Raw genomic sequence first — 15,107 nt, forward strand, 5'->3', positions numbered from 1 at the left:
TTCACAATCAGGGTCTTCACAGTTGTATTCATAAGCCTTTATCTGCAAAATGACGGCTTTTCCCATCATCGGAAGATCCTGTACTTTTCTTACATAAGTACCATGACAACTTTGGCTGACAACGCCGCAGCATGGACAGATTCCCTGCTTTGTCTGAGATTCCAATTCTATGCTGATCTTTTCATTAGTTTCAGAAATCTCTTGTATTTTAAGTTGCTCTGGAAAGAACTTATTGATATCTAAAGATGTCATGTAGAATCACCGCCTTGATATGATATTGATATTATTATAGCATATCTAAGGGGGATAATCAAGAGATTTACGGATATTTGAGGGAGAGCCCAGTCGGAGCGGTATATACAAAGAATGCACCGGTTTTCTCAAACTGGTACGGCTCTGCCTGAAAGCGGTTATTGCATTTTGTGCAGGCAAGATAGGGCTCGTTCTTTATTGTGAATTCATTCCTGTGACCTTGAAATGTATGGATCGAAAGCTCAAAGTATTCCTCGGCTTGCTGTAACAGACTGATCAAACGGTTATGCTCATCTATCTGCTCGTTTATCAATAAAAGTCTTCTGCGGGAGACTCTTTTTGTGTATTAGTATCGTCACTGTAATCATTAAATATTTTAAATGATAATTAGCGCCATTTTAGGCGTTTTTGTTCTTTTGAGTTAATGATATTGTTAATTATCACAAAGAAGCATTGACTTTAACCAGTGATTACTGTATAATAAAAATGAGGATGTATGTACTTTTTATGAAAGTTTTTATTATGAACATTTTAAAGTGGGGGATCTGAATGAAAGGTAACTCTTTTGCTAAAGATGTCTCTTCTTCATATGAGAAAAATAAGAAAATACTTCGCAGGTCAATAATCACAACTGTTGCCACAATGGTCGCTTTTTTTCTGATAATCATAGCGTTCAATTCGCTGTCATGGTTCACAGGTTCACGGGATGCAGGTGTGAACGGAACCAGCATACGATCTTCTGTGCTGCGCGGTTATGAGGTCGAATACCGAGCTTTCAGGTATGATCTTGATTCTGATTCCTGCAATGAGATAAATGTGTTCGATACTGATTCACTCAACGGTCTTATGCTGAGCGAATACGATATGATATTCACTGAGCGCAATAAATATGCGGGTATACTGCTCAGGATAGATATCAAGGGCGAGGTTGAAGCGAATGAAACAGCGATTCTCAGTATGACAAGAGAAAGAAACTCAAATATAAGCGCGATATGCATATCCGATATCTCAAAGTTTCAGTGTGATGTTGAAGATAACTGTGATTTTGATGATATACTTGATGACGATGATCTTGATGATCTGTGGAGCAGTGCGCTGACTTACTTCGGTGCTGCCGGCGGACCTGAAGAAATGCATTTTACGGGGAATACGAATCATCTTGATCTGATGACATTCGATCAGTCAGCGGAGGGTGAAACGGTCGTATGGCTTTTTATGAATTATGATGATGCTCTGGTAAGGAATGCAGTGGGAAGTACTAGCTTTAGTCTGAGTGAATCGGTAAGCGTACATAACGATTGTGACATGATAAAGGTAATAACGGAAACCAACGAATAGTCTTTCAGGAAGGGAGGGGAACGTATGAATATGACAGTATTTAAGAAGCATAACAGGAAACATGCTGTTGCTGCTGTTTCTGCGTTCCTTATCTCTCTGGCTGTGAGTATGAATGTACTGGCGTGGTTCGCAAAGGGCAGGGACTATATACCTGTGGATACATACAGGGGTTCTGTAAGGACTGCCTATTTTAACGGCGGAAACGGTACAGCTCCTGCAGCAGGCACAACTGCTTATGATTATAAAGATCCTGGCACAGCATATCCTTCATACGATAATGACAATGATACAGGTGACAGCCTGAGCGGACCCTATCAGATAGATAATGCGACTCAGCTTTATAACTTTGCCTGGCTGCAGTATCTTGGTTATTTTAACGGCGAGAACGCTTCGCAGACATATTTTGTACTAACGTCTGATATCGATGCCAGCGGTCTTGTGCTGCCGCCTGTGGGCAATGAGGATAATCCCTTTATCGGGAATTTCAACGGCAACGGGTATACTATCAGCGGACTAACCGTATCCAATGACAAGACGAAACTAAACAACGCTTCGATCGGAGACAAGTTCAGTATACCCCATGCTGCAATGGAAAATAACGAGCTTAAAAGTAATCTGGAGATAGTTGGTCTGTTCGGAGTCATAGGTGACTATAGCGAGGACTACACCGCTTCTTCCTCTGCACCATCGGTAAGCGATCTTACTATCGAGGATGTGGCGATAGAGACGGTCAGCACTCAGGCGCTGGCAGGCATAGCTGCAGGCTATGTTAACGGTGTGATGGATAATGTCACGGTGGCAGGGACTTCCACTATAAGCAGCAGTGCTGATACTGCACTTTCGTATACCGATAAGCTTTCGGATTATGCCCTTGTGGGATACTGCAAAGAAGCTTACCGCAGGACCCTTAAAGTTGAGAATGTCAGTGTGAACGAACCTATCATTGAAGACGGTTCGGGACGTTTCGGCACGGAAGGACAGGGCGAAGCCTGGGGCAATACCATTGATATGCATGATATGTTTACCAGGCTGAAGAGTGAATACGATGCGCTTAACGGTCAGACCTCGGTCAGCTATGCATCTTCAAAGACTATAACACATAATACCGATGGTACAACTACCACAGTCGGGGGCAGTACATCGTCGTATCCTGTGTCGATTTCTAAAGGCGGTTACACATTTCCCGTAAGGATGACAGCTCAAAGCAGCGGGAATGATGATTCCTATGCGTTCATACAAAGAACCAACGTGGAGGATAATTTCATATACCTTTACGGTGATACGCTGATAGATACTGTACAGGTGGAGACCACTGAGATATGGAAGTTTGATTCGTTTTATATCAAGGACGCGACTACTGAAAATTATCTTGCTACGAACGGTAATTCTACAACTCCCCCTCAGAATGGCAAATGGGTCTTTGAGCAGGATACAGCTACCGGTAAATATGCTATATTCACCATAGACAGCAATACAAAAAAATATCTAACAGCCAACAACGGCAATCTTGACATAAGCCCCGGCGTATTTTCGGGTTGGACGGTGGATGAAAATAAAACCTCAATAAGCGTGAACGACCATTATCTGTGCTGGAACAGTACTGCCAGCGAATGGGAGCTGCGTTCACCGCCTAAGAATTATATTTGTGATACGGCAGAGGGAAATTATCTGTCGCTTGAGAGAAACGGCAATACAATTTCATTCACAAACAAGACGAGCGCGAGTAATGCTACTGAGTGGGATATCGAACCGGAGAGCGGCGGGTACAAGATATCAACCGTGCTTGACGGTGCGAGGTACTCTCTTTACTATGATCAGACAAATGATGTTTTTAAACCCAGTGCCGATCATCATTCAGTCTGGTATGAGAATATGACAGAGACAAAGAATAAACTGTATGTAAATGCAGGCGGTAATGATGTTCATAAGGCGCTTTATTATGATAGTGATGAAGCTGAATGGAAATTGACGAATTATTACACCGGAAATGCCGGAAATGACTGGGGCGGAAGTATCAGTATTAAGGCTTTGAATGAGCGTATTGAATATTTAGCTGGATTAGCTCCAATTAATACGCACGGTTCCCACCGTTATTATGAAGATAGTGATAACCAGTTTACTCTTTTTAATTATATAATAGGTGATGTATACCGCTTGGAAGCAAAAACACCTGTTTATAACCACTCACATGATTGGCAAAAAGATAAAAATAAGACCCAAAAACCTGTTCCATTGTCTATATTACCTATTACAGTTAATAAAACAACTGAAAATAATGATTATTCAACTTCCAGTAAAAATACAGGTTATATTATTGCTGGTTGGGCTAATATAAAAGATACAACATCAACTAACGATAATTATAATAAATATGCATATGGAGCAAATACAACTATACGAACATCGCAGGTTAACGTGAACCGAATCCAAAATTCATATGTACCTTCCGGTGACCAACAAAACCCGGCACCTCTGACCGTATACACTAATGCCGGCAATCAATATTCTGCAGGTTTTTCTGTTATCAACGAATCTAATACTTCGCTGAAAAAATATCTATCATCTAAAAAAGAATTGTTTGATAAACAAATGCTTCCATATGCAACCGATGGAATATTACATGGACTTCATTTTACAGGTGCTGCTGTGTCAGCATCAAATAAAGTTACTAAAAGTACAGCAAAGATAAAAGATATCAATGGTGAGCATACATATACTGACTATGAACTGCCCCAGAGCTGTATTGATTTCAATCTGAAAGAGGATGGATATGTAAATTTCTTTGCCGGTTCTTATACGGCAAGTACTACAGGAGATACTCAGTACCCTGATTCGTTCTGTGGTTTAAACATTGTACAGCGAGACAATGAAGATCCTCCTGCTATCACTAAAACAATACTGATAAAGAAAATCTGGGAAAACACAAACACTGCTACTAATGAAACTTATCCTTATGTATATGAATACGTGGAGAATAATACCACAAAGTATACTACAGGAAATTCAGCAGTGGATTCATTGGGGTATACCAGGGGCAATCAGCTTTTTGATATGCAATATCTATCTGAAGCACCCGGCACCAATTATTATAAAAGATTATTCTATTTTGAGATACCTGTAAACCCCGGAGAATATGCAATGGGTTCAGCTGTTACCAGCAGCGGAACTGTAAAAAACAACGGTGCATATCTTATTTATCTTGATATCGCCACCAGCGATATTGCCGAAGGCGATGCTAAGATCAAGAGCGAGGGTACGGCGATAACGGCCACATCTTCGCAGAGCACGGGTGAGGTACAGATAAGCGAGACACAGAGCAGGTCTGAGAACATTGAGACTCCTCCGACCTACTTCCCGCTGCTGTGGGATGCCAATGACCCGACAGCCGTTTCTGCTGACAACAAGGGCTATATCATAAGCGGTGCGAATACTGTCAGCAATCCGCCGGGTGATATACGTGTATCAAAATACAGCAGAGATACGGGCGACTGGAATATCAAAAATTCACTGGTGAACGGTGTGCTCACCGACAGTATAATGTATACCATCGACAGCGGAGGTCTGAAGACCATAGCACAGTACGACCCGAAGAATTTCTGCAAGTATGTGACCTCAAAGGCACAGATGCAGGCTCTGCTCAGCGATACAAATGTATACGGTCTGCATTTTATGAACGCTTCGGTAGGTATGAATAACATACTGACCGTTCCCACGGCACAGCTTGACGGTGTGACTTATACCGAATATGAGATGCCCCGCAACTGCATCGATATCAATATCGAGAACCGCGGATATATCAATTTCTTTGCGGGAACATTCTTCGATAATCTGGACGATTCCTTCTTCTCGCTGCACAGGATAGAAAGGTACACAAGCAGTGACAATATCCCTGCGGGCAAAAAGGTAAACGACATAAAGGATATAAAAGAGATCGACAGTATCTATCAGCGTACTATAAATGATACTACCGAGTATATGTATCAATATGTGGGCGAAAATGCACCGTCATCAGCCGAAGGCTGGGAGATGATCTTTGATCTTGACTGGATAAAGCGCCAGCCATCGAGTAATATTACCAGAAATGCGGTATACTACTTTGAGATACCCATTGACCCCGGTGAATATGCTCTGGGCTCGGTGGACGGCGGTACAGGTGCTTATCTGCTTTATCTGGACGTATGCACCACCAAGGGCGATGCAGTGGTGACCAGTGAGAAGATGACGGTGGAGACAGGTACCTATGTTGTTCCTGCAGGCGTTGAGTTCGATGAAGCTGCGCTGATGGTATTTGAAATACCAATGAGCACAACGGGCGATATAACGTTCACGGCAGAATATGAGTCGGTAACTGCAAGCCACAGCCTTACGGCGACGGTCAGCACAGCCGATTCGGTGACAGAGACTGTAACACTCTACGACTATGAGGGCAAGGTAACTGCCTGCAGGGTGACGTCAGGGCAGTCAGTGACTTATAAGTACGCGGTGAATGACAGTCCGCCTGAAGTATCGGACGCTCAGACAGCAGGAAGGTATTTCATAAACGATATCCTGAATAATGAAGACACGATACTTCAGTATCATTACACTCTCACGGGACAGAACACTGTTGAGAACAGCGCACAGCTTGAATACACCCTTGTGGATCATCTGGATGCTGACGGATTTACGATAACCGATTACAATATCACCTGTGAGGCTTCGGCGGAACAGACAGAAGCCATCGTAGACATATTCGACAGCACCAAGACTTATCTGAGGTTCATGGGATCAGTAGGACAGGTTGATGACGAAGTGGTCATCCCCGCGGCATAAGAACAAAAACAAACAACTGACTTCGTGCAATGCGGAGTCAGTTGTTTTATGTCATGATATAAGTTATATGTATGCAGGGGAGACCCGCTTTACAAAAAGCCCAAAAGACAGATCCCCGCAGCTGCAAAACTACGGAAAAACACAGCAGTTTCCACTATACTGTCATGCGGACTTTGTGCATCATGCAATACAAAGTGTGCAAAGTTCAGACTCGGAAAAATGAGAAAGAGGGTCCGTTGTATATGCCGACTGTCACCGCTCCTCCAAATTGTCATCCAAAAGTGAACGTATCCTGTCAAGGACAGATACCGTATTTTGTCCATGAAAAAGCATCGAAAAAAACAAACTGACTGATCAGGCATCTGTATAACGCAGATGCCTGATTTTTCCTTTTTTGTCTCGCACTTTGCCCAACTTCGAGCCTGTTTTTTGCCATTATGCTCAAATTTTATGTTATAAATTCAAATTATATTAATACAATCTTGACACAATGGTTAAATGATGATAAAATAAATACATGAACTGGATGTTAAATATCCAAAAAGGAGTTGAAAAAATCCATGCGGAATCATTATTATCAGATAGATAAGAGAGATCGACAGACATGGCATAACTGCGCCCCTTTTTAATTTAATACTATACTGATAGACGCGTACTCTTGGGGATAAATGTTTTCCAAAAGGGTGCGCTTTTTAATAGGAGGTAGATCATTATGAATCAAAAACAAGGCATAACACTAACAAAAAAACAGCTGGTCGTAATGGCAGCGGTGATCGTACTGCTTATAGCGGGAGGGATCGTGCTGGGGATAAATCTGAGCAGAAAAAGCTCGGATAAAATGGGTGATACAACGCCCACACAGCAGGATACCACTTCAAAAGCAAAAATCATCGAGCTTGATGAAAATGCTGGCGAGTACACAGGCGAAAAGCCCAAGGACGAGGGCGGTGCTGCCGAGGGCATAAAGATACCCGGCTATCCGAGTATATCCATAGCCAAGGACACCCAAGACGTCACAATGGCACTGATGAACCCTGAGGGCAACCCCTGCTATTTCAAATTCGAGATAGTGCTGAAGGATGGCGATGAAACTATCTATGAATCGAAATACGTTCAGCCGGGGGACTGCATTTATGACGTTACGCTGAATAAGCCCCTTGCGGAGGGCGAATATCCCGCAACAATAAAAATATCAACAATATCGCTCGACGGCGAAACGCCCCTTAACGGCGCGAACGTCGAGACGGTGCTGATAGCCAAGTAAAGGAGTTGAGAGAATGAAAAAGAAACGTTTTTGGGGCATCTTGCTCAGCCTTGTGATGCTGCTGGGACTGATGCCGGAGACGAGTATGACGGCGCAGGCGGAAGATGCCGAACCACAGCTTACTTATCAGGTTTCTTTATACAAGAACGACAAAGGCTGGAAGGTGTATAGAACGCATCAGACCACCACATCTTTTACCATCAACGGCGGCGACTTCATGATTGCCGTGGGTCATACTTCAGGTACCTGGTGGATTTATAGAAACAAAGGCAGTAATACCGGTATTATGTCGTTGACCGGTTCGGCAGATTGGTGGAACCAGCGCAATAACGTAAAAGTGCGTTTGAATGGTATCGGAACAGGCTCGGCGAGCATACAAGAAGCATATGCTCCTAATGGTAACAAAAATAAAAGAGTAAATGGATCCACTAGAACTATTCAAGCGAAAATAGAGCGTGAATGTGCTGCCAGTGCCACGGATTACACCTGTGAGTACGATCAGAATCCGCATACCATAGGCGGTGTCAATGTTGTCTTTCCGCAGTCCGGTGCGGTTATCAAATACGGAACCGTGAATAATGCTTATACGCTGACAGAAGCGCCGACGTTCACCAATGCAGGTACGTATACGGTATACTATCAGGTATCGGGTACCGCTGACGATCTAGGCGCATGGGTTCCCGTTACCGGCAGTGCGACCGTTACGATCAACAAGGCTCCAGCGCCCACGGTAACTGTTCCGACCCTGGATGCCGTTACTTATGACCCTGAGAAGACGCTGGCGGACATTGATCTGCCCGAGGGCTGGGCGTGGACGGACGAGACCGCCGTGCCCACAGTGGACAACACCGGATATAATGCGGCGCTGACTGTGGATGATGCCAACTATGATTATACCGGCGTTGAGGGCTATGACGCGGATACCCACAGGGTGATCAGGACTGTGGCACTGACCGTGAACAACCCGCAGATAGCCCCCGCCTACACCGTAACTATCCCCGCAACCGTTGACCTCGGCGGTGCACCTGCTACGGTCAGCATAGACAGCATGGAAAATATACCAACCGGAAAATCTGTGCGTGTTACGATAGAGGGCGATACAGATGGCAATTTCACAGTGGAACAAGCCGATGATAAGCTCAGCTATACTATCACAGGCACAAGACCGAGTCACCTTAATGCCGAGCCGGATGATACCACACAGCTGGATGTAAAGGACAGCGACGAGATACTCCACGTTGACGGTGCGGACGATACAGGCAATCCGCGCTATATCGAACTAAAATTCAACGAACCCGAACAGGAGCCCAAATACGCGGGCGATTACACAGGTACAGTTACGTTTAACGTATCACTATCATGATCTAGGAGGGAATGAACTATGAAAAACACAAAAAGGTTTATCGCAGGTATGATAACACTCACAATGGTATCGGCAATGGCACCTATGAACGTCTTTGCAACGGAGAACATCAAGACCCTCGATGCGAACACCTCTTCTAACAGCACCGATGTGAAGTACAGCGTAGACCCCAGCTACACGGTGGTGATTCCCGCAAGTGTCACACTTTCGGATACCTCGACTACAAACGCCACTATCTCGGTGGACGAAACTGCCAAGCCGTTCAAGCTGGCTAAGGGTCAGAAGCTTTCAGTAAAGATAGCAAACGAGGATACCAACGATTTCAAGGTAACTAACGCTGACGACTCCCTCGACTACACCGTAACCGCAGGTTCGGAAACTCTTGCAAAGGGCAGTACCGCCGCGGAATTCTCCAATGATGACAAAACCGACAAGACCCTTACTTTCTCTAAGATGGACGCTTCCGAGGCAAAGTACGCAGGCGATTATACAGGTACGCTGACGTTTGGTATCTCGGTAGAAGAAACAGCAACGACTATCGGCATAGGAACAGTATTCAAGATAGGCGAGACTGTTGATATGGGCGAGTACTATTATTGGAATGACAAATACCAAAATGAAGGTAGTTTGTTCTGGAATGCAAAAACTGCAACTGTTGAATATTTTGAGGCGGACGGCACGGACGGTTATATGCTTTATGTTAAATCCAATACTATGGAAAATCTATATGTCGAAACTACTAAAACAATCTATATTAATGTTGGTGATGGACATACAGTGAATGACGAACCGACAGGTCTTGTTATAGTAAGTGGTTCGGGAACACAGAATTCCCCATTCGTTTTAGGCGCATATTATGGCTAAGGAGGAACTCAACATGAAAAAACTGATAAGCGGCATGACCGCATTTACAATTGCAAGTATGATGACAGTTACAGCTTTTGCAGAAGCAGCCATCAGTAATACGACCATCACCCCTAAAGGCGGCGACCCTTTTGACGTGAACCCTACCCCCGAAACGGCGGGCGCGACGGTCGAATTTAACGTTGACCCGACCTACACCGTGACAATACCAGCAAGCTTCGAGCTTACAGGCGAATACGGACAACAGTATTCGGGCAGTGGCACCATTCAGACCGGCAAGGTATTCCTGAATGAGGGCGAAAAGATAGTTGTCACCCTGACAAGCGCAAGCAAGTTCAATATGTCCCACGAGGGTGCAGGCGAGTATAAGCTCCCCTACACCGCCGAGGGAAGTTTTGGCAAGCTGACAAACAAGGAAACAGGCGGAAAGGTAGCCGAATTTCCCACCTCGACCGAACCCGCAAGTGCCGGTATCTCTTTCACCACCGATGAGACACCCACATTCGCAGGCAAGTACACCGACCCCGTAGTATTCGAAATTTCTATTGAAAAGGAGCCATCATAATGAAAGCTAAAAGATTACTGGCGGCAGGAATGGCGCTGACTATGATATCATCTGTATGCACCATCACCGCAAACGCTATGCAGATATTCGTCAAGACCCTGACAGGCAAAACTATAACTCTTGATGTTGAACCCAGTGACACGATAGAAAACGTAAAGGCAAAAATACAGGATAAAGAGGGCGTAGCTCCGGATGCACAAAGACTCATCTTTGCAGGCAAACAGCTTGAAAATAACAGAACTCTTGCTGATTACAATATCCAGAAAGAAAGCACCCTGCATATAATCTTTAACCTTACACAAATAGTTCCCGATACCGATAATTTACCTGCCCCCAAGCCCTCTTCCGCAGGACTGGAAGTTTCATATGAGGTATCGCCCACCTACACAGTAGTTATCCCCGCAAGCGTAACTCTATCAGACACCGAAGAGACCACCAAGCCGATAACTGCAACAGACGTCAGACTTGCACAGGATTCAAAGATAGTTGTCACACTTGACAGCGCATCTAATACCGTAAGCGGCAGTACATTCAATGCAAAGATAGGTGATTCCACCGCGAATTACACCATCAAGTCCGATAATGCAGACGTATCGGTAGGCGGTACAGTCGCAGAGTTCGATACCAAGACAGGCGAGCAGTCCAAGACACTGGCATTCTCCAAGGCAACAGGCGCGACCTACGCAGGCAAGCACACCGAAACGCTGACCTTTGGTATCAAAGTCGAATAAGGAGGAACCGATATGAAAAAACTTATAAGCGGACTTTCCGCACTTGCAATACTGGCAATGCCTGTTACGGCATTTGCAGAACCCACCACGATAAACGAAACCAGCGACCCGCAGTCGGCTAATGCGGTCATCACCACCGAGATAGCATCTGCATACATCGTGACTATCCCCCTTGACACCAAGGTGACATTCAATACCGAGAATACCGATTTCGGCACCATCGAACTTACAAAGGCACAGCTCGACCCCGGCAAGGCGGTAAAAGTATCCCTGGTCACCGACAGCAAGATGGAGAACAAGGCTGACGAGGAAAAGACCCTTGCATACACCATTTTCGAGGGAACAAGCGATGCCGTTACCGAAAAGGTATTCACTTCTGCAGAATACACCGCAGTAGGTGATAAAACAGACCTTACCATAAATATCACCGCGGAAGACTGGCAGACCGCATACGCAGGTGAGTACAGTGACACCGTGACATTCAATGTTGAATACACTGATGCAGTACCCGAATCATAAGGAGTTGATCGCATGAAAAAATATGCAGTATTCCTGATTTGTCTTTCCATGCTGACCTGCACCGCCATACCAGCCTTCGCTGAGGGCGAGCAAAACCCGACCACAGGAGAAGCGACCATAGGAACAGAAGTCCCCGAGACCCACGATCTCAAACTGACGATCACAGGTGATGTCGATGTAAAGGTCAACGGTGTGGACGGTAAGGAGTTCACAGTTGAACGACTTTCCGAACCTGTTCTCGAGATCAAGGCTAATGACGGTGAGAAGATCATCAAGGTCGTGCTGAACGGCGAAGATGTCACCGATCAGGTGGTAGACGGCAAACTGAAACTGCCAAGCGTATATGAGGACGGCGTGTATGATCTGTCCATTGAAACAGAACCGATATCCGATTCCTCAAGCAGATCAGAAAGCAGTTCACAAAAGGCTGAAACTGTTTCAGCATACAGCACTCAGCCAAACGCAAGCAACGCTAACCCCGCAACAGGTGTTGCAGGAGGAGTATCTCTGGGCACAGCTATCCTGCTTGCCGCTATAGGGATCGCAAGAAATAAAGGCAGTGAAGACGAAGAAGAATGATATCCTGCGAAACAGACCTGACTAGCCATCCGGCAGTCAGGTCTGTTCTTTATGACAAAAATATCATTCTGCAAATAAACACCGTCATATATGAAAATCATAGCACAAAAGACCCTGACAAAATATCTGAGCGTATCCCATGTGGAATTGCTATCGTAATTTGTCACAAGGGTCGGGTGTTCAAGTTTCAGTCTTCTTACGATCGCAGCACCGAATACTAAAAAGCCTTTTACCCAGCGACAAATGCGTACTGCTGTGTGGTCATCAACGAACTCATTTACTCGATTTCAGCGCTCTTCAGCTTGATCGACATCAAAAAATCTAAGAATGCACTGGTTATTCAATTTACTTCATGGTGTTCCTTGGAGTTTATTATACTTCATTAGACATTGGTGCGGTAGGTGCGGACGGTTTGATGCTTATCTTGGTTCAAAATGGAAAAGGTTCATTAGGGCATGACGAGCAGATATAGCCGTCACTGTAATGCAGTTCATGTCGATCAAGAATATCAAGGATCTCCATAGTGATATCATGCCGGCTTATTTTTTTGCCATCATCCTGCTCGGTGAGCATATGAAAATACTCAAATACCTCTTGCCTTGCTTTTGAAAGATCCAGTCGTCGCAGCAGCCAGATCAGTACAGCATCATGGAGCAGTTCTTCTGTCATGAACTTTTCACCCCCGTGACCTCGTTTTTAAGCACGATATCCACCGACTTGCTGTCAATGCAGGTCTGCTTCATCTGTGAACCATAGATCAACGATTGGGTACAGGCGCGGTTGATGGCACGAGGGTTCCCACCGGAAAATTCAAAGATAGATCGCATAGCATCCTCAGTAAATATCGGGGCGGTGTGTCCGGAATATTTCAGCTGAGATTCGATATATTTCTTTGTATCCGAAAAATCCATAGGCGTCAGAAAGCACTCAATATCTACTCTGCCGAGTATAGCACGGTATGCTGAAAGCTTCAGTTTGTCCCAAAGCTCAGTCTGCCCCGAAAGGATCAGTGAAACAGGATTTTCTGAATCCATGCGGTAGTTGAGCAGGAAACGTGCTTCCTCCAGCATCTCTTTGCCCAAAAGATGTGCCTCGTCAATGATCACAACGACTTTTCTGTTATGTATGCTCCGCATTATCTCTGTCTGCGAGATCAGTTCCTGGCGGCTTATACTGGTGTGTATAGAAGCCTTGCAACCGAACATACCAAGAGTGTAGTAGTAAAAACTGCGCGGTTTCAGCCTTGAATCGGAAATATATATCACCATGTATTTATCCTCCGGCAGCTTGTCCTTAAGGTGACGCAGAGCACTGGTCTTACCTGTGCCGGGTTCTCCTACAAGAAGAGTAAACAGCTGGTGCATGGCTGTGTATTCAAGTCTGTCAAGTATCTCGGCATTTTGATGAGTTTTGCAAAGCATATCTGTAGGTATGCTTCGTGTGAACGGTGTGTGCTTCATTTCATAGAACATCTCATACATCTTCATCACCTCTCATTGCTATTGAATACGAGATGACTGCTCTGCGTTCCCTTTCATCGGCAGTCTTTCTGACAGCGTCAAGCAGTCTTGAAGAATCCGTCGGTATACGTTCGATCTCTGCACGAGTAGCCGGACCGTTTGATAAAGAATTCTATCCGGATCTGACAGAGTTACTGAAAAAACAGACGATGATGCTATCTGAAGAAAAGCAGCTGTATGTGCTATGTACCTGCGCTTTTTACATAGTTGATTACAGTCCCAAACTGATCGGGCAGTAATAAAAGATCTACACCAATCCTACACCAAATTTATACCAATTACGATTTTCCGGTGTAGTTGTTTATGAGGTTATGTAGGGCTTTTAAGCAGTAAAAAACCATTAGCTCCTTAATATAACAAAAAATAAAGAGACATGGAAAGTCGGGTGGTAGGTTCCCGACAATGAAGAGCATTGACTAAGAAAAGTGCGTATTTAGTCGGTTTAAGAGGTGCCGAAATCACATTTTTTCGCATCAAATTGAAGATTATAAATAACAGTGTATAAAAAAATCACCGATGTGTTGCAGTGAACACATCGGTGATTTTTTATGCCATTTAGAATAGGTATAGTTCTTTCTACTGCCTTGGTCTAGGGGGATGAATGTTAAAATACCTCACTCTGCGAGTCAATCCCAAATTCTGTGTAAACGGCAAATAGTGTAATAAAAGAGTATATGATGAGATCGATTGTGAAAGCAGTCGGTCTTATCTGCATATTAGCACATGATTATTTGATTGTCAAGATAAAAGTATTATTCGGGTATTCTGTCTCCGTAATAGATCACAAGCTGAGCATAGATACTGCTCCAGTCCTGACGACGCCCCGTCCACTTTTTCGTGATGTCCTTCATAGCCAGATACAGCATCTTGAAAAGGCTGTCATCGGTCGGAAATACGGACTTCGCTTTGGTAACTTTCTTTAGCTGACGGTTGAAGCCTTCAATGGTATTGGTAGTATAGATCAGCTTCCGAAGCTCCTGCGGGAACTTGAAATATGTGCTGAGATTAGGCCAGTTTTCGTACCATGACTTTGAAATCTTGGGATATTTGCTGTCCCAGACAGCGGCAAATTCGTCCAGAGCGTCCAGAGCAGCTTCTTCAGTGGCGGCAGTATAGACCTTTTTCAGGTCGGTCATAAGCGCCTTGATATCCTTGTAGGAGACATATTTGCTTGAATTCCTGAGCTGATGAATGATACAGTTCTGGATATCAGTTTTCGGAAATACAGCCTCTATCGCCTGAGAAAAACCTGTCAGGTTATCAGTGCAGGCGATAAGAATATCATCAATGCCTCTGTTAC

At 44.5% G+C, this 15,107-nt stretch carries 13 protein-coding genes; 9 read left to right on the forward strand and 4 right to left on the reverse strand.

Going from position 1 to position 15,107, the window contains the following annotated elements; translation table 11 throughout:
* A partial coding sequence (locus BMY75_RS16840; protein ID WP_139199898.1) for a transposase family protein occupies positions 1-252 on the reverse strand: 252 nt, incomplete at its 3' end.
* 549 nt (positions 253-801) lie between these two features.
* Between BMY75_RS16840 and BMY75_RS16850 the strand changes: the two genes are divergently transcribed.
* The 9 genes from BMY75_RS16850 to BMY75_RS16890 all read left to right on the forward strand — a co-directional run bounded on the left by BMY75_RS16850 (position 802) and on the right by BMY75_RS16890 (position 12,287).
* The gene (locus BMY75_RS16850) at positions 802-1,590 is read left to right on the forward strand and encodes a hypothetical protein (protein ID WP_074836297.1); all 789 of its coding nucleotides are present in this window, start codon (positions 802-804) and stop codon (positions 1,588-1,590) included.
* A 24-nt stretch (positions 1,591-1,614) separates the two neighbouring features.
* Positions 1,615-6,402, forward strand: a complete 4,788-nt coding sequence (locus BMY75_RS16855; RefSeq protein WP_074836299.1) for a hypothetical protein — start codon at positions 1,615-1,617, stop codon at positions 6,400-6,402.
* Between the two features lie 712 nt (positions 6,403-7,114).
* The gene (locus BMY75_RS16860; RefSeq protein ID WP_074836302.1) at positions 7,115-7,666 is read left to right on the forward strand and encodes a hypothetical protein; all 552 of its coding nucleotides are present in this window, start codon (positions 7,115-7,117) and stop codon (positions 7,664-7,666) included.
* A 13-nt stretch (positions 7,667-7,679) separates the two neighbouring features.
* On the forward strand, positions 7,680-9,029 hold the full coding sequence (locus tag BMY75_RS16865; RefSeq protein WP_037284994.1) for a hypothetical protein: 1,350 nt from the start codon (positions 7,680-7,682) through the stop codon (positions 9,027-9,029).
* An 18-nt stretch (positions 9,030-9,047) separates the two neighbouring features.
* Positions 9,048-9,893 carry a hypothetical protein gene (locus BMY75_RS18155; RefSeq protein ID WP_074836305.1) on the forward strand — a complete coding sequence of 282 codons (846 nt, stop codon included), beginning with the start codon at positions 9,048-9,050 and terminating at the stop codon, positions 9,891-9,893.
* Between the two features lie 13 nt (positions 9,894-9,906).
* Positions 9,907-10,458: a hypothetical protein gene (locus BMY75_RS16875; RefSeq protein ID WP_074836307.1), complete on the forward strand. Its 552-nt coding sequence runs from the start codon at positions 9,907-9,909 to the stop codon at positions 10,456-10,458.
* Positions 10,458-11,189 carry a ubiquitin-like protein gene (locus BMY75_RS16880; RefSeq protein ID WP_074836308.1) on the forward strand — a complete coding sequence of 244 codons (732 nt, stop codon included), beginning with the start codon at positions 10,458-10,460 and terminating at the stop codon, positions 11,187-11,189. Before BMY75_RS16875 ends, BMY75_RS16880 begins: the two co-directional genes overlap by 1 nt.
* A gap of 12 nt (positions 11,190-11,201) precedes the next feature.
* Positions 11,202-11,708 carry a hypothetical protein gene (locus BMY75_RS16885; protein ID WP_074836310.1) on the forward strand — a complete coding sequence of 169 codons (507 nt, stop codon included), beginning with the start codon at positions 11,202-11,204 and terminating at the stop codon, positions 11,706-11,708.
* A 12-nt stretch (positions 11,709-11,720) separates the two neighbouring features.
* Positions 11,721-12,287 (forward strand): hypothetical protein, encoded by a 567-nt coding sequence (locus BMY75_RS16890; RefSeq protein ID WP_074836313.1) that lies wholly within the window; start codon positions 11,721-11,723, stop codon positions 12,285-12,287.
* Positions 12,288-12,716: 429 nt separating this feature from the next.
* On the opposite strand, the gene BMY75_RS16895 is transcribed toward BMY75_RS16890, so the two are convergent.
* From BMY75_RS16895 to BMY75_RS16910, 3 genes are all read right to left on the reverse strand, one after another.
* Positions 12,717-12,956, reverse strand: a complete 240-nt coding sequence (locus BMY75_RS16895; RefSeq protein WP_074836316.1) for a hypothetical protein — start codon at positions 12,954-12,956, stop codon at positions 12,717-12,719.
* The gene (locus BMY75_RS16900; RefSeq protein ID WP_242940276.1) at positions 12,953-13,774 is read right to left on the reverse strand and encodes an ExeA family protein; all 822 of its coding nucleotides are present in this window, start codon (positions 13,772-13,774) and stop codon (positions 12,953-12,955) included. Before BMY75_RS16900 ends, BMY75_RS16895 begins: the two co-directional genes overlap by 4 nt.
* Before the next feature lie 785 nt (positions 13,775-14,559).
* Positions 14,560-15,107 (reverse strand): IS256 family transposase (locus BMY75_RS16910; RefSeq protein WP_170844341.1); only part of this gene is annotated, 548 nt, incomplete at its 5' end.

The sequence above is a fragment of the Hominimerdicola alba genome (assembly GCF_900109655.1).
Taxonomy (GTDB): domain Bacteria; phylum Bacillota; class Clostridia; order Oscillospirales; family Ruminococcaceae; genus Hominimerdicola; species Hominimerdicola alba_B.

Coding starts and splice junctions, on each gene's coding strand:
- BMY75_RS16860 (WP_074836302.1), top strand. CDS start 7,115: ATGAATCAAAAACAAGGCATAACACTAACAAAAAAACAGCTGGTCGTA.
- BMY75_RS16850 (WP_074836297.1), top strand. CDS start 802: ATGAAAGGTAACTCTTTTGCTAAAGATGTCTCTTCTTCATATGAGAAA.
- BMY75_RS16875 (WP_074836307.1), top strand. CDS start 9,907: ATGAAAAAACTGATAAGCGGCATGACCGCATTTACAATTGCAAGTATG.
- BMY75_RS16855 (WP_074836299.1), top strand. CDS start 1,615: ATGAATATGACAGTATTTAAGAAGCATAACAGGAAACATGCTGTTGCT.
- BMY75_RS16880 (WP_074836308.1), top strand. CDS start 10,458: ATGAAAGCTAAAAGATTACTGGCGGCAGGAATGGCGCTGACTATGATA.
- BMY75_RS16900 (WP_242940276.1), bottom strand. CDS start 13,774: ATGAAGATGTATGAGATGTTCTATGAAATGAAGCACACACCGTTCACA.
- BMY75_RS16885 (WP_074836310.1), top strand. CDS start 11,202: ATGAAAAAACTTATAAGCGGACTTTCCGCACTTGCAATACTGGCAATG.
- BMY75_RS16895 (WP_074836316.1), bottom strand. CDS start 12,956: ATGACAGAAGAACTGCTCCATGATGCTGTACTGATCTGGCTGCTGCGA.
- BMY75_RS16890 (WP_074836313.1), top strand. CDS start 11,721: ATGAAAAAATATGCAGTATTCCTGATTTGTCTTTCCATGCTGACCTGC.
- BMY75_RS16865 (WP_037284994.1), top strand. CDS start 7,680: ATGAAAAAGAAACGTTTTTGGGGCATCTTGCTCAGCCTTGTGATGCTG.
- BMY75_RS18155 (WP_074836305.1), top strand. CDS start 9,048: ATGAAAAACACAAAAAGGTTTATCGCAGGTATGATAACACTCACAATG.